Annotated in this window: 15 protein-coding genes; 3 read left to right on the plus strand and 12 right to left on the minus strand. The window is 39.6% G+C overall.

Annotation, left to right across the window (positions count from 1 at the left end; genetic code table 11):
* Nucleotides 1-9 precede the first annotated feature (9 nt).
* Nucleotides 10-837 carry an ABC transporter permease gene (locus LCD34_RS07865; protein WP_058336999.1) on the minus strand — a complete coding sequence of 276 codons (828 nt, stop codon included), beginning with the start codon at nt 835-837 and terminating at the stop codon, nt 10-12.
* Between the two features lie 292 nt (nt 838-1129).
* Here LCD34_RS07865 and LCD34_RS07870 point away from each other — a divergent pair, with 292 nt between their 5' ends.
* Nucleotides 1130-3745, plus strand: coding sequence for a glycosyltransferase (locus tag LCD34_RS07870; RefSeq protein WP_224558756.1), 2616 nt, complete (start codon nt 1130-1132; stop codon nt 3743-3745).
* Between the two features lie 51 nt (nt 3746-3796).
* Here the strand turns inward: LCD34_RS07870 and LCD34_RS07875 are convergent, their stop codons facing one another.
* The 3 genes from LCD34_RS07875 to tagD all read right to left on the minus strand — a co-directional run bounded on the left by LCD34_RS07875 (nt 3797) and on the right by tagD (nt 8071).
* On the minus strand, nt 3797-6070 hold the full coding sequence (locus tag LCD34_RS07875) for a CDP-glycerol glycerophosphotransferase family protein (RefSeq protein WP_224558757.1): 2274 nt from the start codon (nt 6068-6070) through the stop codon (nt 3797-3799).
* 47 nt (nt 6071-6117) lie between these two features.
* A complete protein-coding gene (locus LCD34_RS07880; RefSeq protein ID WP_224558758.1) occupies nt 6118-7584 on the minus strand; it encodes an alpha-glucosyltransferase N-terminal domain-containing protein in 1467 nt (488 codons plus the stop codon).
* A gap of 97 nt (nt 7585-7681) precedes the next feature.
* On the minus strand, nt 7682-8071 hold the full coding sequence (gene tagD / locus LCD34_RS07885) for a glycerol-3-phosphate cytidylyltransferase (RefSeq protein ID WP_008343212.1): 390 nt from the start codon (nt 8069-8071) through the stop codon (nt 7682-7684).
* Between the two features lie 370 nt (nt 8072-8441).
* Here tagD and LCD34_RS07890 point away from each other — a divergent pair, with 370 nt between their 5' ends.
* Nucleotides 8442-9212, plus strand: coding sequence for a WecB/TagA/CpsF family glycosyltransferase (locus tag LCD34_RS07890; RefSeq protein WP_224558759.1), 771 nt, complete (start codon nt 8442-8444; stop codon nt 9210-9212).
* An 11-nt stretch (nt 9213-9223) separates the two neighbouring features.
* The gene (locus tag LCD34_RS07895; RefSeq protein ID WP_224558760.1) at nt 9224-10411 is read left to right on the plus strand and encodes a CDP-glycerol glycerophosphotransferase family protein; all 1188 of its coding nucleotides are present in this window, start codon (nt 9224-9226) and stop codon (nt 10409-10411) included.
* 17 nt (nt 10412-10428) lie between these two features.
* Here LCD34_RS07895 and LCD34_RS07900 read toward each other — a convergent pair whose 3' ends face one another.
* From LCD34_RS07900 to LCD34_RS07935, 8 genes are all read right to left on the minus strand, one after another.
* Nucleotides 10429-13059 carry an N-acetylglucosaminidase gene (locus LCD34_RS07900; RefSeq protein WP_052320925.1) on the minus strand — a complete coding sequence of 877 codons (2631 nt, stop codon included), beginning with the start codon at nt 13057-13059 and terminating at the stop codon, nt 10429-10431.
* Between the two features lie 124 nt (nt 13060-13183).
* Entirely contained in the window at nt 13184-14134 is a 951-nt protein-coding gene (manA, locus tag LCD34_RS07905; RefSeq protein ID WP_007499909.1) for a mannose-6-phosphate isomerase, class I, read from the minus strand.
* Nucleotides 14135-14281: 147 nt separating this feature from the next.
* A complete protein-coding gene (locus tag LCD34_RS07910; protein WP_224558761.1) occupies nt 14282-15103 on the minus strand; it encodes a carbohydrate ABC transporter permease in 822 nt (273 codons plus the stop codon).
* Nucleotides 15100-16071: a carbohydrate ABC transporter permease gene (locus LCD34_RS07915; protein WP_171971361.1), complete on the minus strand. Its 972-nt coding sequence runs from the start codon at nt 16069-16071 to the stop codon at nt 15100-15102. The genes LCD34_RS07910 and LCD34_RS07915 overlap by 4 nt, the downstream gene beginning before the upstream one ends.
* A 58-nt stretch (nt 16072-16129) precedes the next feature.
* Complete coding sequence (locus LCD34_RS07920) at nt 16130-17398, minus strand: ABC transporter substrate-binding protein (RefSeq protein ID WP_052320924.1); 1269 nt, start codon at nt 17396-17398, stop codon at nt 16130-16132.
* 99 nt (nt 17399-17497) lie between these two features.
* Nucleotides 17498-18919 (minus strand): response regulator, encoded by a 1422-nt coding sequence (locus tag LCD34_RS07925; protein WP_224558762.1) that lies wholly within the window; start codon nt 18917-18919, stop codon nt 17498-17500.
* Entirely contained in the window at nt 18913-20355 is a 1443-nt protein-coding gene (locus tag LCD34_RS07930) for a sensor histidine kinase (RefSeq protein WP_224558763.1), read from the minus strand. Before LCD34_RS07930 ends, LCD34_RS07925 begins: the two co-directional genes overlap by 7 nt.
* Nucleotides 20352-21353 (minus strand): sugar-binding protein, encoded by a 1002-nt coding sequence (locus LCD34_RS07935; protein ID WP_224558764.1) that lies wholly within the window; start codon nt 21351-21353, stop codon nt 20352-20354. Before LCD34_RS07935 ends, LCD34_RS07930 begins: the two co-directional genes overlap by 4 nt.
* Between the last annotated feature and the right edge of the window lie 34 nt (nt 21354-21387).

Raw genomic sequence — 21387 nt, forward strand, 5'->3', positions numbered from 1 at the left:
CCTTACTTTTTAAAGAAAATCGACAAATTTATCCCTAAATTTCATATGAAGCAATGAACCGACTGTTAAAAGAAGAAGCGTAATCAGCCAGAAATAAAGCGTATATTTCACATCATGGAAGAACCATTCTCCCTTTAACAAGCTATTTCTGAAACCATCAATAATGTAGAAAAGAGGATTTAATCTTAAAATATCTCCTATCCATGCTTTGTCTCCAGTGAGCTTTTCTGAGATATTCCAAAAAATCGGCAGCAAAAAGAAAAGTAAACGTGTCACAGATTGTAAAAGAAATTGATAGTCTCTTACGAGTACACTAATTGTTGAATTAAATAAACTAAACGAAAACATAAACGCGATCATACATATAAGGTAGTAAATATATTGTAGCCAATGTGCGTCAGGATATATGCCATAAGAAATCAACACAATGAGATAGACACCCATCATGACAAAATAGCTGAATAAGTTGGACATAATGACCACAGACGGCAGCGCACTAATCGGAAAATTCATTTTCGATACCATATTAATGCGTTTAAACACACTGTTTGATCCATCAAGGATCGTCGGACTAATGAAGAACCACGGTATTAATCCGGCAAGCATCCAGATGATAAATGGAATCTCCATGCCTCCAATGACAATTGGCTGTCCTCCGCGAATGCCTAAACCAAAAACAAACCAGTAAGCCAGCATTTGAATCAATGGATTTAAAAACTGCCATAAAACACCTAAATAATTCATCTGATATTTTGATTTTGTTTCATAAACAGCAAGTCGCATAATCAGCGGAAATGAGCTGATTTGCTCCTTTAATATCGTCAACATTGCGTTCATTCTAATCTTCCTTAGATATAAGTTTTTGGAATTACTTTTTTTAAAAGCACCGCTCATAATTGTACCAGAAGTTGAGGAAGATTTCACTGATTAACAAACCCTTGAAACGTTTTTTCCTAAATGTATAAGTAATAAAGTTCCCTGATTTAAATCCTACAATACTAATGATCTGTTCTTTTATTCTAATTTGTTGTAATCTATTTATAGGATATTCATCACTTTTAAGATAATATCTACTCAAAATTCAATTAAATTGATTTGTCCATTTATTAATTCAAAAGTGAGGAAGAAAATGAACTTTAACTACGATATGACTATTATTATTCCTTTGTTTAATTCAGAGGATTATGTAGAAGATACCATTAAATCAATTATGAAACAGACACATGATTTCACAAAAATACAGGTCATTTTTGTGGATGATGGTTCAACTGACGGCAGCTTTGAAATTTGCAGCGAATATGTTAAACAATACAAGAACATGGAAATTTATTCACAAGAAAATCTTGGCGTTTCAGCAGCTAGAAACTTTGGATTAAAACAAGCAACAGGCAAATATATTCTTTTCTTAGATTCAGACGATTTAATTGGACGTAATACAATTCATGAATTATTTAACTACTTTAATCAAGTTGAAGGTGAAGTTTCCATTGTTGCATACCCTCTCTATTCTTTAGTCAACGGAAAAGTAAAAGATCATCCTAGGACCAAGAACTATTCAACAACCGGCGTTTATGATGTATCTGTTTATCCAAATATAAATCAAACAACAATCAACGTTTGTGTGAAGAATTTACCCGCTAATGAACGTATTTATTTTGACACAGATCTCGCGTATGCTGAAGATGCAACTTTTAATACAGCCTACATCATGAGAACAGGAAGAATTGGAATTTGTTCAAACGGAAAATATATATACCGAACTCACCAATCTTCAACAGTTATGAAGTATAGAAGTCCCGTACACTCATACAATATGCTTCTCTTGTACTTTGAAAAAATGATGGATTCATACTCTTATCATAATAATGTCCATCCCTATGTCCAAAGTATGATTTTATACGAATTGAATTGGAGATTTAAGTCAAAATCTTTAATACCATTTCATCTCGATCAAGATGAATTTTCAAGTTGGAAAAAACGCATGTTTAATATCATAGAAAAACTTGAGGATAAAATCATTTTAAATCACGATTTTATTGATATATATCATAAAGCATCTTTACTAAGTTTGAAACAACCTAAACCTACGATAAAATACGATTCACAAGGTATCTATATTTATCGCAATAATGAACTGCTGTTTAAACAGCAACGAATTGAAATAGTCATGACCCAATTTACTATTAAAGGTAATCAATTATTAGTAGCTGGTTTTATTAAAAGTCCACTTAATGAGTTCTTAGATTTAAATTTACAGATTGATGTTAACGGACAATCTTTTGCACCTAGACTCTCTTTGTCTAATCATAGCTATTACAAAACAAGAATGAAAACAAATAACTTTTATAGATTTAGTTGGAAAAAGGAACTTGATGAGCAAACATTACATTTGAAGTTCAATATCAATTATAAAAACTACGATTATCCCGTTTCTTTCTATTTTATCAATGATGTTGTATTTCAGAGCTTTATGAAACATAAGGCATTCAAAAATGGCTATGGTTTAAAATTTTTGCCTAAACAACAAAAAATCATTGTCGAAAAAGCTACTAAAGGTGAGGCAGATTCATATACAAAAGAATTTGATAAAATAGTCAGAAAGCATGACAAAAAGCTATTTTTAGCTAGAAAGCTAATAAACAAAAAAAGAAAAGACATTTGGCTATATAATGATAGAAAGAACATTATAGATAATGGATATTATCAGTTTAAACATGATTTCCACAAAAAAGACGGTGTAAAAAGATACTATATTTACGATGGTGATAGCATTGATCTAGAAAACATGTTTAATCAAGAAGAAAGGAAACATGTGATTAAATTCAGGTCTCGACAGCATAAATATCTATTTCTAAATGCTACTAAGATTTTGACCTCATTTAGAACTGTTCAAGAATATAGTGCATTTTCTGAAAAAAGAATGAAATTTATTAATGACCGTTTAGACTTTGAGTTAATTTACTTACAGCATGGGATCCTACATGCGCACACGCCTTGGATATACTCTAGTGAAAAGAATAAAATAGATAAATTTGTAGTCTCCAGTAATTTCGAAAAACAGAATTTAATTGAGAATTACAACTACAGACCAGAAAACATAATTGAAACTGGAATGGCACGCTTTGATTTTGTCAAAAGTCATACACCTACCAGCAATAAAATTATTTTTGCACCTTCTTGGAGAGTCTCACTAGTTAATTCCTCTAAAGGTGGAGAGTGGGCTATAAAAGAAGAAGCTTTTAAAAATTCTTCTTATTATAACGAAATAAACCATTTGATTTCTTCAAAAAAATTTACTGATTTACTTGAAAAAGAGGATTTATATTTTGAATTAAAGTTACATCCTATTTTTAATTCTGTTATAAATGAATTCAAAGCAGATCATCCAAGAATTAATTTTGTTACCAAAGATATAAATCTTAGTGATTATAAATTATTCATTACTGACTTCTCATCATTTGTATTTGATTTTGCATTTTTGAATAGAGCCGTTTTGTTCTTTATACCCGATTATGCAGAGTTTATTTGTGGAAACCACTTATATAACAAATTAGATATGGATCTAAAAGACAGCTTCGGTAAGCTTGTTACAAATAGCTCTTCAGTTATTAAAGAAATCTCTAACATAGTGAAAAACGATTTCCAAATGGAAGATACTCACAAAGAAAGAATGAATGATTTCTTCTACCAACATAAAAGCTATCGCGAAGCATTGTACCAAAAATTAACAAATGAAGAAAATTAAAAAAGCTGTCGAGCTATAGGAATGATCCTATAATCTCGACAGCTTTTCATGTTATTGCTCTTTCTTGATAAAGACTTCCACCACACGCTTCGATGACTCTCCGCTCTCTAGGTAGCAGAATTTTTCATAAAACGGCGTAAATGAAGGTGGTAATGTAAATGTCGGCTGTTCTGTTTCTCTTACCCATTCAATCACGCGTGATGTTTCTTTTACAAGTGGTCCTGGTGCTTCTTGTTCAAAGTCGAAGTAGAATCCTCTGAGCTTGTCACGATATGTTTCGATGTCTGGTACATAGAACAGCATCGGACGTTTAAGGTTTGCATAATCAAAGAACACGGAAGAGTAATCTGTAATGAGTAGGTCGGAAATCATATAAAGGTCTCGAATGTCTTCGTAATGAGAGAAGTCATAGGCAAAGCCTTCATATGGTCCGAGATCAAAGTTTTCCGCTACTAAATAGTGCATACGAAGGATGATGATATATTCTTCTCCGATAGATGCTCGTAGCTCATGCAGATCAAGGTCTAAATCAAATTTGTACTGCCCTTTTTTATAAAATTGATCGTCTCTCCATGTCGGTGCATATAAAATCAATTTTTTATCAAGCGGCAAGTTCATTTTTTGTTTGAGCGCTCTCATTGTTTCTTCATTGTTTTGATTGTGAAGGAAATCATTTCTCGGATATCCTGACTCAATCATGGTCTTTTGGAATTGGAACGCACGGGTAAAAATTTCGGTCGAGTATGCATTAGGAGAAATCAGATAATCCCAATTCGATGCTTCTTTCGTGAAATTCTTTTTGTACTTCTTCGTGTTTGTTCCAGGCATATGCACTTCGTCCATGTCCATCGCCAGTCGTTTTAATGGCGTGCCGTGCCATGTTTGTAAGTATTGGGTGTGTTCTGGTTTTGGAACCCATAGCGGCAAACGACTGTTTACGACCCAATACTCAGCTCTTGCCATTGCAAAAATCCATTTCAATGACAGACGATTGATATAGTAGATGCCTTTTTCTTTAAATGGTGCTTCATGACCTTTTTTAACACTCCAGATCAGCGTATATTCAGGGTGATTTTCTTTCATATATTCATAAATAGCACGCGGGTTACAGCTGAATTGTTTCCCATTAAAGCTTTCAAACACAACAGTTTTCTTTTTGACGGACAGCTTACTCGCCAGCTTAAAGGTTGTTTTAAAGGTTCTTGTTACAAGACGATTTCGAATTTTTTTGATTTTCCCAAATTGCTTTTTGAATTTCTTCCACTTGCTTTTCACGTAGTACTTAGCACGTGTCTTCATGGTGTAATCATTAATTCGAATACCAAGGGTTTGTCTTTTTTTCTTTCTGTACACTTCATAACGAATTGGTACGTCGTCTCTTTTATGAATTTGAACAAGCCCTTTGAGTTTGTTTGAACGATCTCCAAGTACCAAAGAAGCAGTTGTTAATGTTTCTTCCACTCCGTTAACATCGCAAATAAACTCAAAATAGAAGCGATAGACAAACCGTTTGTTTAAGGAATAGGTTAACTCCTCTAAAGGAACTTCTGCTGAAAATTGATACAGTTGTGGTGTTTGATGGTCGTCACGATATTGAATGACTTCATCTTTTTTATGTGTCATCTTGACAGGAAAACGATGCTCAACTGGTTCCTCACCATTTTTCTTCAATAGAAGCTTTACTTCTTTGATCTGATAAGGATGCTCTGCACTTAGAACGCCTGCATATCCAGATAAAGATAGCGTGCATTCTTTGTTGAGCTCGATGTGATGGAATTTCACAACTTTGAGCTCCCGTTTGATTTTCAATGAAGCATTGCCTTTGTCTGTACGATATGGAATAACATACAACAGCGCTGCTTTGTTTTCTAAAAATGTCAGCTCTGGCGTTTCAATTTCCATTTTCAAACGACGTTTATAATATGGTGTTTTTTCTTCTATTTCGGAAGTCGCGCTGGTATCCGCTTCTTTTGCGTCTTCATCCTCTTCTTCCGAATCAGAATCATAGGCTGAGTCTTCAAGCTCGTCTTCGTCCTCTTCTTTGTTTGTGCTCAGATAGTCCGTGACATACAAGTTGTATGTCTGGCCTTGCTCTAACGCAAGCGGAAGCGATGCTTCACTCAGTACCAATTTGAATAGATTCTCTTCTTGATGAACAAGCGGGAGGAATAGTTCTTGTTTTGAGACCCTTTCCCTCATAAACAGATAAAACTCTCTATCTGCTAATGGCATGTCATCGTAGATGCGAACGAGCATTTCCAATTTTTCATGATGATTTTTTAAACCTTCAACGACACTCTTCTTATGGATTCCCTCTTCAATCATTAATCGTTAATCTCCTCTGTTCAAAAATCTTACCGTTATTTGTATCATTATTTTACTTTCCAAGAATAGTTCCCCTGTTTCGTTTGATACGACCAACCATCAATTGAAGATGGTTTATTGGTAAGGAGCTCTCCCTCTACTTCTAGACGTTGCAAAACTTCTTGAAGTTCTTCTGTTTTAAAGCGGATGTAAAAATCCACAAATTTTGTTTGGTTGGTTTCGATGTTTTTCTTTGTTTGAAAATGACCAATTGGGAAACTGACTTGATCATTCTCATCAATTGTTTGAGAAATGATTTTAGCTCCATTCACTCGATCATATCCTGCAAAATCAATTTCCACATGATCCGCTTGGCTCATTTCGTCTGTCATCTTAAGCTGAAGATGAAGAACATGGTGTTCAGAGCTAAGATCATGCAGCACCCATTTCGTGCGATCCACGATCTTTCTCAGCTCATCTTTACGTATACGGTTTTCCAGCATCTGATGAAGTACTGTTTTCCAAGCTGACATTTCATCAGAAGGCACATGGTAGAAATAAGTTTGTTCTCCTAAAACCTTCTCAACATCTTCTTTATGCTTAGTATCGCCAAAGAAGACGGCATCCACTTGCTGTTTTCTTATTTGTTTAAATAATTCTCCATATTGAGAATAGATATGGTGCGGATTTTCCTCATAATGGGCTTCATGCACAAAGGCAGCATAATAAGTTGATTCCGGTTGATCTATTTTAAACAAGTGGCGGTCCTGGTCCCGGTCCTCTGTGACCATCAGTTTTAACCGGTCATTTTGTAATTGAATGCTGGATAGCCATTGTTGTTTTATATCCGTCTTCTTTGTAAATGTTTGAATTCCTGTTTTTTTATACCAATTAATGTGACGGACTGGATTCTTTTTTGTATCACCAGCATAGATGATCTCCATAAAAATGCTGCCATCATCCTTGATCAATTCTTCTAAATAGAGAGCACCTGTATGAGGAACAAAACTTTGAACTCTGCGTAAAGCTCCCTGCCAATTGTATTCTTCTCTCTTCACTAATTGCTGCTCTTCATTATATTGATCAATCATACAGATTGGGGAAGAAGGCAGTTCATATCTCGTCACCTGAATGGTCGATGTATCTGCCGGGATAACTGCTTCATTGATTGATTGAGGTACTTCACCCGCAATAAACTCCGAATAATACCTTTTACTTCCGCTCTCTGGCATAATGTAATGTTCAAATACATTCAGGATGTCAATTTGAGGATGAAAGGTCTCCTCCAAGCGGCGAATACGTTCCTTCACATTTACATCGAAATTCAAAGTTAACATCGCAGTACGTTTATGTTTCTCAGCCAATGGCTCTATTCTTGCTTTTAAAGACTTCGTTAAGCCGTCTTCCTCGTTTGGTACGTCACCTACAATAAAGTAGTAGTCCATGTCAGGAATTTCAACTAATGTCATCGTTTCATTTTGTTCAGGTTGATCCAATGAATCTTCAACTTTTTTCTTCATCCAATTTTGAAACAAAGGAAGCTCTCCTTAAAAATCATGATAACTTGCTCATTGTATTTTACATGAAAAAGCACTTCTCACCAAAAGATAAGAAGTACTTTTTTTCGATCTATTAAAGTCCCGCAATTTCTTCCTTAATTTGAGTTGTCGAGATACCTTCTGTTCTCTTCAAGTAAACGACTTCGCAATGCTCTTTCAAGAAATCGAATTTACCTTCCCAGTCATCTCCCATAACAAAGACATCAATGTCATGCTCTTGTACATCGCGGACTTTTTGATCCCAGCTGTTCTCTGGAATGACTTCATCTACATAACGAATGGTTTCTAAAATCAGCTTTCGATGCTCGTAGCTATGATAAGCCTTTTTTGATTTTTGTAAATTAAACTCATCTGTAGAGATGGCCACTACTAAGTAATCTCCAAGCTGTTTTGCACGCTCTAGCAGCTTGATGTGCCCCCAGTGTAATAAATCAAATGTACCGTAAGTAATAACTTTCTTCATTGCAAACATAAACTCCTTTCTTCATTCCTTATTCGACTGCTTCAAGCAGTAATGTTTATCCGTAATCCTATTATCTTCGATCGTGTTTTTCGCTCTTCGGAACCTCATTATATCACAGCGCCTAACAAACGTTAAGCAGATGTAAAGACAAACTATTTCCAATTTAATGGGCACGGAACGGAAAGTCCGAAAAATCAATGTTTTATGAAGCACCTTCCATATGAAGTTATCAAAATGTCACGAAATTTAAAGGATTGTAAAGTTATTGTTAATATTTCATGGAGCAACTGTGATAAAATGATGAGTAGGCGAAGAATGAATTTACAATGAACGTTTCATAGATAACAAAATGAAAAAGGAGGTCTGAACAATGCAAACAGAAGTGGTCTCTAACCTTTCTTATGTTAATGGTGACTTAGATGAATTTATTAACTATATCAACCAGCATCATATTTCCCAGAAAAGAGGCGCCATGATTGCGACAGTGAACCCAGAGATCGGCTATGCTGTCATGAAGGATGATGCATATCATCAAGTCGTTTCTTCCGCGGATTATGTACTGCCGGATGGTGTAGGTGTTGTGTTGATGTCACGCATGACGCAAAGTCCATTGAAATCAAGAATTGCAGGTTTTGATGTGTTTATGTCTATGCTCGATCTCGCAAACAAGCAATCTAAAAGTATTTTTTTATATGGCGCGAAAAAAGAAGTGCTTGAGGCTGTCAAACAGCGAATTGATACGGAATATCCGAATGTGGTGATTGCAGGCAGCTGTGATGGTTATCAAGCGGATAAACGGTTTGTCGCAAAACAAATTGCTCGTTCAAAAGCAGATATGGTATTTGTTGCTTTAGGTTATCCAAACCAAGAGAACTTTATTTATGAATACCGTCATTTGTTCCCGCAAGCTGTTTGCATCGGTTTAGGCGGAAGCTTTGATGTATTTAGCGGAACGGTGAAGCGTGCACCACGCTGGATGATTAAAACAAATACGGAATGGCTGTACAGACTCATTGTCAATCCGTGGAGATGGAAACGAATGCTGAATATCCCAAAGTACGCTTTTGCCGTATTAAAAGAAAACAAAGGGAAAAAGCGCTACTATCCTGAGCAAGTAAAAGATCAGACGAAGCAGCTGTGAGAGACTGATACATGATGAATATACGCTCAATGATCATCTCATGCTATGCAGCTTTTGTTTCTTTTGCTGGATGGCTCATGAGCGGCGTGAAACCTCGTGACAATCAGGTGACGCTGCTTGTTTCATTCCAAGAGAATGCAGCTGCTCTCATCGATACTTATCAACAACAGGCGAATATGACAATGAAGCTCACTGTCCTCTATACGAAGCATGCTTCCGTGATAGAAAAGGACGTGCCTCATGTGTCATTTCGCTATTTTCATGAAAAAAATCCCATCCATCTCATTCAATGTATCTATACAATTCTAAAAAGCAAAGTCGTCGTCACAGATAATTATTTTCTGATGACAAGTGTGCTAAGAAATAGACCTTCTACCACTTGTATTCAAGTGTGGCACGCCAATGGTGCTTTGAAAAAGTTCGGTCTTGAAGATGCTTCAAATCATTACCGTAGTTCTCGTGATCTGCAGCGTTTCAAGCGGGTCTATGCGTCTTTCGATTATATCGTTACTGGCTCAGATCACATGCGCGAGATTTTCAAAACTTCATTTGGCGTCAACGACGATCGTTTTTTGCCAACAGGTGTCCCCTTCACAGATGCATACTATGATGAGCGCCCTATTTCCTTTCAGACGGATATTTTTCCAAAAGGCAAAAAAGTGCTGCTGTATGCGCCGACCTACCGGGACTTTGCAATGGACGGTCTTGTCTTACCTTTTTCTAAAGAACAATTGCAGAGTGAGCTGAATGGCGACTATATTCTGCTCGTCAAACTTCATCCTGCGGTGAAACATTTAGCCAAAGCAGAAACAGATGGTGAGTGGATCTTTGATGTGTCCGATCAGCCGCTCTTTCCATTGCTCTCTGTATGCGATGTCCTGATTACAGATTATTCGTCCATTGTGTTTGAATATGCGCTGCTCCAAAAGCCTGTGTTGTTCTTCACTTACGATCTAGAGACTTATCGCACAAAACGCGGCTTAGTCGAACGTTATGAAGACATCATTCCAGGAAAGGCTTGCGTCACTCAAGATATGCTCTTAGAGGAGCTTAAGCAGCTAAACGAATCAGCCAATCAAGACTTATTGAAAACCTTTGCTGAGGAATGGAATCAATATTCAAAAGGGGAATCAAGTCAGCAACTTCTTTCCTTTATTGAACATCAGCTCTTACACAAAAAACGTCCGGCTTCTCATTAAGAAGCACGGACGTTTTTTTATTTGTTATACACGGGGATATCATAATACAGCGTATAGTTATCAAGTAAGTTATACAAACTATACATACGAGTGACCTGTTTAGAAGCCCAGCCAATATCTGTTGCATATTGGTGAGTGGCTGTCGCAGACCAGCGCATTTTATAAATGGTATCTTGTTTGTATGTGGCATTATTGATGTAGCTGTTGCCAATGAATTTTGCCCCGCCAATAATGGCTGCCTCTGGTGTGAACCATTGCTGTTCATACGCATACTTTGCACCGAGATAATTCGGGTTGCTGTCATATGCACCAATGCCATACATGTTGTACACGATTTTATCATTAAACTTCGTACCGTTCGCTAAAATGGAACTGCCGTTGCCTGTTTCAAGCAATGCATGTGAAATGAGATAGATTTCGTTAATATGATACGTTTTCGCTGCTGTGATAAAGGCTTGTCCTTTTCCGGCAAGAATGCCTTTCCCTGCTAAAATCTTCGTATTCACTTCAGTCGGGTTGAGATTTGCAGCTTCAGAGAGTTTGAGAAATTGAAAATAAGATTGAGTGCCCTCTGTGATATTCGCTGGGTCTACATATTTTAATACTTCTGCTGAACTCGCATTTCTCCAGCCGAGGCTGATTTTGATCCAGTTGCCTTCTTTTCCAAGCTGCTTCACTTTTGTCCCTTTGTTCAGCTGTGCAACGATGTTGCTTGCCGAACTTGAATCAGGCGTAGAACGGACATTTAGCCCGTCTGTATTCACTGTGGACGTCGCTGGGTCTACATATGTCGCATAGACATAGGCTGCACCATCTGTCTGCGGCGACACCTTCATTTGTTTGTTTACCATCTCATTGACTGTGAGGTTATAATTCGTCTGCATCACCATTGGACCGTTTTTGATTTTGGTCGCTGTGGCTGTCCAGCCGTATTGGCTTTTCACAAAAGCAATGGCCGCATTCGCATTTGGTAACCCTGTAAACTGCTGTGTGATGTTGATTTTATATGCCGGTTTTGTCGTTGTTGTATAAGCAGCTGGTTCATTTCGCTTTTTGAAGAATGTCATGCCTTGATCTCTTAACGTAGCAGTCGAAATGACCCCTGTTTTGATCTGATATTGACCATAATCAGTTGCTCCCGTTTTTTGAGCGGCTGCTTTCATTTTTTGTTTGGTTAAATAACTTAAGGCTTGATTCAGTTTTGTCTGATTCACAGTCGCCTCTGTCGTAATACGGTATTGCTTAACAGCTTCTGTTAATGTTTTTGTACTGCTGGCAACTCCATTTTTCTTGATGATCTCTTGCGCTTGCTTTACTTTGCTTTGATCATATACAGGGGTTGTCATTAGGCTGTATGCTTTACTGACGGCTTGTCCCTTACCTGTTGTGATGCTGCTTGTCACCTTTTGTGCCTTTAAGTATGCAGCACCTTTATTTACTTTTGTCTGATCCGTTGCTTGATTCACAACAAGTCGATACGTGCTGTCAGATGCTTTGCCTGTTTTTTTCGTTGTGGCGGATACTTTTTTCTTTTGGAAAAATGCCGTTGCTTTTTTCGCTTGATCATCGCCCAAAAGATTCCCAGTCACTACTTGATATGGCTGTGTAGAGGAGATCTTTTTAGACGTATAGCGCCATTTCTTTTTCTTGAAAAAGGCAACTGTTTTTGCGTAAGTTGTGTCATTTAATTGATTGAGCTTTACGATATAATTTTTCGTTTTTCCTACTCGCTGCACAGTACCTGACGCACCAGCTTGTTTCTTAATCTGAGCCGCCGCTGAGGCTGCTTGCTTACTGTCTTTGAAATAGCCTGATTCCATGCTATATACATTTTTAACAGCTCCAGCCTTCTGAATCTTTCCGCTAATTTTCGCTTCTTTTTGCAGCTGGGTCAGAAGGGTTTGCGCTTTAGACTGATTCGTTTGTGCAGCAGATGTGACGATGTAATACGGTTTGCCTGCTGCTACCGTTTGGAGTACTGCTTTTAAACCAGATTCCTTTTGAAAACCTTGCAGGATGGTATTTGCCTTACTCTGTCCAACCAAATTGCCTGAGATCAGCTGATACACAGTGCCCGCTTTGTTTTCGGTTTGATATGTACTCGTGACTCCGGCCTGTTTTTGTAGTTCGGTTTGAATATTTTTGACTTTCGTTTCAGAATCAATGGCTCCTGAAATGACCTGATAAGATGGTCTGCTTTGATTGATAGCTTCATACGTGCTATTGAGTCCTGATGTTTTCGTCAGCTCGAGCGTCAGTTTTTTCGCCTGACTTTCATCGTTGATTGGATCAGATACGATTTTCTGTAAAGGAAGGCGGTCACCTACTGGAGACACCGTACCGCTCATGCCTAACTCTTTTTTTAATGCAGCGGCACTTGCATTAGCTGCTACTTGTGAGTCATATCCTGAGGCAGTTAGCTGATAGGTCGATGTATTTCCTGACGTTTGATAAGTGGCTGTCCATTTCTTATCCTTTTTCAACGTGTCAACTGCTTTTTTCACTTCTGCTTCTGTTGTAAATACTTTTGAGGTGCTAATCGTATAAATGGATTGATCGACATAGGAGGCTGCTTGCACTTCTTTGCCTGTGTGTAATGTCATACCAAAGGCAGCTGCGAGTAACATAATCTTGATGGTTTTTTTCACGGTCCCTGTCCCTCTCTTAACTTTGCATAATAGTCTACTAATCTCTTTATCGACAAAAACAAGTCTCTTTCAAGTCCTTTATGCAATAGAAAAAAAGAGGACTCCCTCGAAGTCCTCTTTACCTTTATATATGTGACACAATCAGTTCACAAGATCCTTCAATGGTGAAGTTCCCTGTTTCAGCCGGCAGGATAAAATGGGCTCCTTTTGGCAGCGGATATGTATGTCCATTATGCTCTAAGGACCCTTCCCCATTAATAACGCTGCACAGCAAAAACGGATAATCTTGCGACAGCTCTACTTTTTGATCAATTTCCCATTTATACACAGAGAAATATTCTGCTTCTACGAATGTTCTAATGGTCACCCCTGGACGAGTTTCTACTGATTCATCTGCATAACCGTCTACATGAGGAACCGTTGTGACATCAATGGCCTGCGTGAAGTGAAGTTCACGTTCATGGCCATTTTGGTCTTTTCGTTCATAATCATACACCCGATAGGTCGTATCTGAACTTTGCTGCGTTTCGAGAACCAGTGTGCCTTCACATAGTGCATGAATGGTACCGCTAGGCACATAATAAAAATCGCCCGGCTTAATTTTCACTCGCCGCAAAAGGCCTTCCCAATCTCCGCTGTTCATCATGGTCACAAGCTCAGTTCTCGTCCGTGCATTATGACCGTAGATCATTTCTGCGCCTTCTTTGCAGTCAATGATATACCAGCACTCTGTTTTCCCAAGCTCGCCATTTTCATGTCTTTCCGCATAATCATCATCTGGATGAACTTGAACGGATAAATCTTGGTTTGCATCTAAAATTTTGGTTAAGAGCGGGAAGCGATCGCCTTCTATTCCCCCAAACAATTCTCTGTGATTGTCCCATAGTTCGATCAGCGTTTTCCCTTTATATGGACCGTCTTGCACGACACTTGGTCCGTTTGGATGAGCAGAAATTGCCCAGCATTCTCCCGTTTGATCAGAAGGAATATCATAGCCAAATTGATCCCTTAAGGCTGTACCTCCCCATATTCTCTCCTTCAATTCAGGCAGTAAAAAAATTGGTGACTGCTTCATTCAGGATGACTCCTCCCTTTGCTACCCTTTGATAATCCTTGCCTAGCATGATGAAAACTAGCAAGTCTCAACTTTTATTATGACGCTATCTAAAGAGAAGTCAATCCTTTCAGTACACCGAATGAAAACGATAACAAGAAAATCAATTTACCCTTTGACAGAGCCTGCAAGAAGCCCTTTCACAAAGTATTTTCCGAGTAGAATATAGACCAAAAGTGTTGGCAGCGCAGCCAAGATGGCCCCTGCCATTTGAACATTCCATTGCACAATTTGACTGCCTGATAAATTGTGCAACGCAACCATGACCGGCTGATTCTCTGCCGTGGTCATAGTAACCGCAAATAGAAACTCATTCCACACATTTGTGAACTGCCAAATGGCAACCACGACAAACCCTGTGATGGAAAGCGGCAGAATCATATGTCTGAAGATCCCGATAAATCCGGCCCCATCCATCTTCGCTGATTCAATCATTTCATCAGGAATGCTTACATAAAAGTTGCGGAACATGAGTGTTGTGATTGGCAGGCCATATACGACATGAACAAGCACAAGTCCCGGAATGGAGTTATACAAGCCGATTTCACGTAAAAATTGAATAAGTGGAATGAGGATACTTTGATATGGAATAAACATACCAAACAACATGAAGGTAAACACCACTTCTGATCCTTTAAAGCGCCATTTAGACAGCACATAGCCATTCATCGCACCTAATACAGCTGACAATAAGGTAGCAGGAATGACTAGATAAAGAGAGTTCATTAAATTGGGTGATAACTTTTCAAAAGCGATTTTGTAGCTTGAGAAATCTAGTGTAGATGGAAGCGACCACATTCGCTCAAGGGTCACTTCACCTAATGGCTTTAAGCTTGTGACGAGCATGACATAAACAGGCATGAGAAAAAACAAACTGCACAGTATTAATAAAGCATAAAGAACTGGACGGACAAACCCTCTTGCGGTCATGATGAAGCCCCCTTCCGGCTAGACAGGAGATACGGCACGATAAAGATCGCAACAGAAATCAGCATAACGATCGCAATGGCGGCACCACCTGCATAATGGTTTCCTCTAAAGGTCATTTCAAACATATAAACACCTGGCACATCGGTGACAAAGTTTGCACCTGGTCCTGTCATCGAGTAAATCAAATCGAAGATCTTTAAAGAAATATGTGCCATGATAATGACGACACTCGCTGTGATTGGTTTTAACAGCGGGAAAATGATTTTCCAGTAGATTTGCCACTCGGTTGCGCCATCCATTCTAGCAGCCTCTCTCACTTCCTCTGGAATACCTCTAAGACCAGCCAAATACATCGCAAGTGAGAACCCTGTCATCTGCCACACAGCAGCGATGACAACTGCAATCATTGCTGCCGGTACACCAAACTCAATTTTCCCCCAGACAAATCCAGCTAAAATGTTCGTATCCGTGTACCACTTGGGCTGGATGCCGAGAGTTTTTAAAAACAGATTCACCCCAGTTGATGGATTTAGGATCCATTGCCACACAACACCTGTGACCACAAAGGAAAGGGCCATCGGAAAGAAGAAGAGATTCCGAAAAAGTGATTCCCCCTTGATCTTCTGATCTAGTAAAATGGCCAGTACAAGCCCAGAAGCAATGACTGCTCCAATAAAGAATAAAGTAAAAAAGACCGTGTTTCGAAGATCTGACTGAAAGCGAAAATCTTGAAACAGCATGACATAATTTTTCATACCTGCGAAAGAAAAATCAGGAACAAGCGAGGTCCAGTTCGATAATGAAACATATCCTGTCCAGCCAATAAATCCGTAAACAAAAATGAATAATAAAACAGCTGACGGTGCTAAAAATAGCAGGGCAAGCAGCTGGTCTCCATTCCATTTTTTCCGAACACGTTTCACTTTTGCTGCTGGTGTTTTTGTGATCGGCGATGTGTCCATGCGCATGAAGCTACACTCCTTTTTTTAAAAAAGAGGCGGTGCCTAACGGCCGCCTCTTTCATCTTTATTTCATTGAATCTTTTAAAGAAGAAACGAACTGACTGCTGTCTTTTTGTGTCACGAAAATATTGACGGCTTGGTTCGCCTTCGTGACAAAACCTTCTTCAGCAGCTGAGCCATGCGCAAGAGACGGTGCCAGCTTTGACTCTTTAAACGCCTTCATTGCCGATTTTCCGTATTCATCATATTTTGATACATCTGCATCCACACGAGCCGGTATGGACCCTTTCAGCGGATTAAACGCATCCTGTCCTTCCACAGATCCTAAGACAGATAAGAATTTTTTCACGTTTTCTGGTTGTTTGACACCCTTCGGCAGTCCGAATGTATCCGTGATGACCATAAAGCTGCCCTCCGTACCAGGAGTTGCCACGTATCCAAAGTCTTTATTCACCTTCAAATCTAGATCATTCACAAAATATCCTTTTGCCCAATCGCCCATGACATTCATTGCAGCTTCCCCTTTTGCCACGAGTTGTGAGGCATCCTGCCAGTTACGCGAGCTATGATCGTCGTTGACGTATTCGAGCATACGTCCAAAGATGTCTGCCGCTTCCTTCACTTTTGCATCATCCATTTTTAAGTCGCCCGCCCAAAGTTTTTGATAGTCATCTGCACCTAGTACTCCTAGAAGAACGCTCTCAAACAAATGAGTCGCTGCCCAAGGTTCTTTATCCCCAAGCGCAAGTGGTGTAATCCCTTTTTTCTTTAAGGCATCGGCTGTTTTGAAAAATTCATCAAACGTCGTTGGTGGCTGTAAGCCCTGTTCTTCAAATACTTTTTTGTTATACCAAAGCACATTGCCTCTATGAATATTCACTGGAACGGAATAGATTTTCCCGTCTTTGCTCACAAGGTCAATCAGTGATTCTGGAAATTTATCCTTCCAGCCTTCTTTCTCATAAAGGTCATCCAGCGGCTCCATTTTACCTGCGGCTACCCAGCTCTCATTCAGCTCTGCTCCCCCGTGTACTTGGAAAGTAGCTGGCGGATCATCTCCTTGCATCCGGCTTGTTAGAACAGCCTTTGCATTCGTACCAGCGCCACCAGCGACAGCTGCATTTTCAATTGGAATGTCTTTATTTTTCTCTTCAAACAATTGAATGAGTGCCTTCAGCCCGTCTTCCTCACCTGCACCAGTCCACCAAGAGAAAATTTCTAGTTTCTCCGCTCCGCCCTCTTTTTTTGCATCTGAGTTCGTCGATGAACTGCAAGCAGAGACGACCAGCATACTGAGTGCCAATAAAGTAAAGCCTAATTTAAACTTCATCATGGATCCCCCATCCCTATTTTGTAAGCGTTATCAAAATAAGTATACTGGCAGATCCTTGCCTTTTTTCAGGCAAACTTCTTCACTTTTTTATGAAATTCTTCATTTTTTTACGACCTGTTTTCGATATTCCTTCGGCGAACAGCCAACCATTTTTTTAAACACACGACTGACGTAATTCGGATCAGTATATCCTGCTTGATAGGTGATTTCTTTTAAACTAAGCGAACTCTCTTTCAGTAGCTTCTTCATTTTATCCATCCTACAGGTCGTCACATATTCTTTAAACGTCAGACCTGTCTCATCCTTAAAGCGTTTGGTGAAATACGTCGGGCTTAAATCAACATAGGCGGCCGTTTGCTCCAGCGTAATATGTTCGCAAAAATGTGTTTGAATGTATCGTTTCGCCCGTTCTATATCATTCACCGTCTGGGTTCTTGCTTCATACAGATCAAATAAATGTTCACAGCATTGGCGGCATCCTGTTTCTGTGGTAATAGCTAGAATCGGCACATCTGCACGAAGTCGTGATTTGAGTAAAATGAGCAGCTCTTTCACATGAGAAATGGTTGCCCCTTCTAATTGGAAGGCATCATAGTAAGCAAGAGCATCATCTCTTCTCCCTTCTTCTAGTGCCAGCATCATGTCATCGGCAAGCTCAGGCAAGTTGATCAATACGTAAGATTGTCTATCTGTATAGTAAAAGCCATAACGAACCGCACCGTCATCTTTTTTTCGCTGATAATAGGAAAGCTTCGCTTCTGCCGCACTTTTCTGAAGTTGAAGTGGATTTGAGACAGGATGACCCATGCCAACAATGACAGGGGAATGCTGCTCGCTTGTCATGGCAGCGCGAATGGCTTGCAGTACATTCGCCTTTAGATGACCAGGTGATTGACGGCAGTAAATCAAGCATGTGAACAGCTCACCGCTCACTTTGATAGGCACTGCTTGAAAAAGAGCAGACTCCTGCAAATGATTCAGGAGTTGATCCCCGCCTGTCCGCTGAACAGCGATCACTAGACCTGCTTGAAAATCCTGAAACAGCCGCTCAAACGCTGTGGAGGAATAAGATTGACCGTTCAACACATGAGCTTCCAGCCATTTTGACTGCTGATTGACTTTCTCCGCCTGCCGCAGGGAGACCTCCTGCTGAATTTCTGCCGCAACAGAACGAATCGCTGTAATGGTTTCGTCTTTATCAGCTGGTTTGACAAGGTATTGTTTGACCCCTTCCTGCATGGCTTGCTTGGCATAATCAAACGTATCGTAGGCTGTCAGCATAATAAATTTAGTATGAGGACAGCTTGCTTTGATCTGTTTGATCGCTGTGAGTCCATCCATGCCTGGCATCTGAATATCCATGAGCACAAGGTCAATTGGCTTAGACCGCGCCAATTCCACCGCCTTTTTTCCATTCGCAGCTTCCCCTGCAATATGACAGTCTGGCAGCCATTCGGTCATGAACTTACGCATCGCCATTCGTTCAATTTTTTCATCATCCACAATCAGCACGTTCAGCATGCTCGTTCCTCCTTGATTGGTATTGTCAATTGAATGGTGGTCCCTTCGTTTGGCTTTGAATCAATTTGAAGGGCATCCTGCACTCCATAAAACAAACACAGCCTCGACATCACATTTCGAAGACCAATTCCTGTCGAGTGACCTTTACTATGTGTGTCTTGATGATCTTCTTCCTCTTGCGATAGCAATCTCTTTTTCTCTTGATCACTGATGCCAAGTCCATTATCCCGAATCCGAATCATGACAAAGCCATCATCTCGATCAATAGAGAGCTCTACAAGCCCCCCCTCCTCTTTTGGTTCTACCCCATGAATAAAGGCATTTTCGACAAGCGGCTGCAATGTGAGGCTCGGAATGTGAACAGATAGACACGACTCATCTATGGTCGTTTTGCATGTAATACGATCAGAAAATCTTGTTTCTTGTATATGAAAATATTCTTTTACCACTTTCACTTCTTGTTCTAACGTAACAGATGCGCTGAGAGGAGATAGCGAATACCGCATCAGCGTAGAAACGGATTGTATCAATCTCGATGTCGCATCAGCTGATTCTAAGTACGCCATACGTGAAACGATGTTTAATGTATTAAATAAAAAATGTGGATTCATTTGATTTTGCAGTGTTTTCAGCTTCATGTCTTTAATTTTCTGATCTAAAGCGGCCTTTTGTTTCATCTCTTCAATCATGACCTTCATCTCTCGCCGCATTCGCTCAAAGGCATGATTTAACACAGAGATTTCGTCCTTAGATGACACATGCAAATTCGGACCGTCAAAATTTCCTTCTGATACTTCTTTGGCACTTCGAGACAGATGAACGATCGGTCTTGAAATTCCACCCGCAATGATATAGGCCATCCATAAAGCGATGCCTATCGATAATGTAAACAGACATAGAGTAAAAAGCGCATACGTTTGATGTCTTTTTTGAAGGGATTGGTAGAGTACTTGATACTCAGATAATTCATCATCCAAAAGAGTCATTGTCTGCTCTTGGATATAAGAGGACACGGTTCTTACTTCTTTCACACTTGCAGCATATTCTTTGATTTTCCCTTCTTTGACATGATTCATTGTGGCATCACTTTCGTTTATGAGCGTCCGCATCATATATTGATATTTTTCAATGGAGGGGATGGCGGCATGAAGCCCTGCATTTTTGAGTAATGCTTGGTCATATGATGTCATTTTCTGTTTTGATTTTGCATACCCCTTGGCAAACGCCTGATCCTTTTCGATGGCAAAGGCGTTGACCTTTTCATACATCGTTTTTGCCTCTGTCGAAATATCATTCAGCAGGAGAAAGGAACGAAAGCTCTTGCTATATTCTGATGTGATTTTTGAACTGCTCCAATACACAAAAAAAGCGGCCACATTACCAAGGAGCACCAGAATTAAAAATGCCAATAATAATTTACTTCGTATTTTTCTCATGGCTGAACCCCCTGTGGTCTTTCCATTTGATGAAGGGGCAGGTCTCCTCGCCGAATCACACTCGTCCCTGTGTACTGAAGCGGTTCTTGTTTATCCCCTTGCTGCAAACGAACAAGAGATTCAACCGCTTGATAGCCCATTTCATAAGGGTGCTGTACAACCACTGCATCAATTTTCCCATCATCCAGCGCTTGAATCGTGTCAGGCAGAGTATCAAATGCGAGCACATAAACATCTTTAGACGAATGATATTGCTCTGTTGCTTGAATAATGCCGACACCATCTAATGCACTTGTTCCATAAAATGCGGTGAGCTGCGTATGATCATTTAACAATTTATACGCAGCACCGGAAGCACCTGATTTCGTAATCGCCGACTCTTCTATTCCAGCAATATGAATGCGTTTCTCACCAGAAACGGCATCTCGAAACCCCTTCACGCGAAGCTTCTGGTGAATCGCATCAAGCCGTCCCGTCACAATGCCCACATACTGCTCGCCTTTTGTATCGGCGATGAGTGCCTGTCCGGCGATAAAGCCAGAATAATAGTTATCTGTTCCGACATACACTTGACGCTTGCTCCCCTCTGCATCGGTATCGACTGTGACGACATCTATACCTTTCTCTCTTGCTTTTTGAAAGAGCGGTTTATATTTCTTTGCATCAAGACCTTGCGTCATAATGCCATCCACATGACCAGCAATCGCCATATCAATGGTTTTCAGGTGATCATCCAAATCAGCCTGCTTTGGACCTAGGTATTCAAGATACACCCGATGAACTTCTGCCGCATCAGCAGCTCCCTTTTGCACCAATTGCCAATATTCATTATCAAGTTCCTCCGGTACAAGAACAAAGTGATATTGGTAAGTTGATACTGTCTCATCGAAAGCGCTTTCAATTTTAACTAAATCTTGACCTAATACAGATAAAAAAAGAACAGATACGACACAAAATGTGAGAAATGCGCCCATTCCGAACAACTTCGACCATTTCATTCACATTCCCCTCCTTCCATTGTTGCCGCATAAA

It is taken from the genome of Bacillus sp. RAR_M1_44 (assembly GCF_020165935.1).
GTDB classification, from domain to species: Bacteria; Bacillota; Bacilli; order Bacillales; family Bacillaceae; genus Bacillus; species Bacillus altitudinis.

Bases quoted from the DNA above. Each gene is read 5' to 3' on its own strand.
- LCD34_RS07865 (WP_058336999.1), bottom strand. From the start codon at position 837: ATGAACGCAATGTTGACGATATTAAAGGAGCAAATCAGCTCATTTCCG.
- LCD34_RS07870 (WP_224558756.1), top strand. From the start codon at position 1,130: ATGAACTTTAACTACGATATGACTATTATTATTCCTTTGTTTAATTCA.
- LCD34_RS07875 (WP_224558757.1), bottom strand. From the start codon at position 6,070: ATGATTGAAGAGGGAATCCATAAGAAGAGTGTCGTTGAAGGTTTAAAA.
- tagD (WP_008343212.1), bottom strand. From the start codon at position 8,071: ATGAAGAAAGTTATTACTTACGGTACATTTGATTTATTACACTGGGGG.
- LCD34_RS07890 (WP_224558759.1), top strand. From the start codon at position 8,442: ATGCAAACAGAAGTGGTCTCTAACCTTTCTTATGTTAATGGTGACTTA.
- LCD34_RS07895 (WP_224558760.1), top strand. From the start codon at position 9,224: ATGATGAATATACGCTCAATGATCATCTCATGCTATGCAGCTTTTGTT.
- manA (WP_007499909.1), bottom strand. From the start codon at position 14,134: ATGAAGCAGTCACCAATTTTTTTACTGCCTGAATTGAAGGAGAGAATA.
- LCD34_RS07910 (WP_224558761.1), bottom strand. From the start codon at position 15,103: ATGACCGCAAGAGGGTTTGTCCGTCCAGTTCTTTATGCTTTATTAATA.
- LCD34_RS07915 (WP_171971361.1), bottom strand. From the start codon at position 16,071: ATGCGCATGGACACATCGCCGATCACAAAAACACCAGCAGCAAAAGTG.
- LCD34_RS07920 (WP_052320924.1), bottom strand. From the start codon at position 17,398: ATGATGAAGTTTAAATTAGGCTTTACTTTATTGGCACTCAGTATGCTG.
- LCD34_RS07925 (WP_224558762.1), bottom strand. From the start codon at position 18,919: ATGCTGAACGTGCTGATTGTGGATGATGAAAAAATTGAACGAATGGCG.
- LCD34_RS07930 (WP_224558763.1), bottom strand. From the start codon at position 20,355: ATGAGAAAAATACGAAGTAAATTATTATTGGCATTTTTAATTCTGGTG.
- LCD34_RS07935 (WP_224558764.1), bottom strand. From the start codon at position 21,353: ATGAAATGGTCGAAGTTGTTCGGAATGGGCGCATTTCTCACATTTTGT.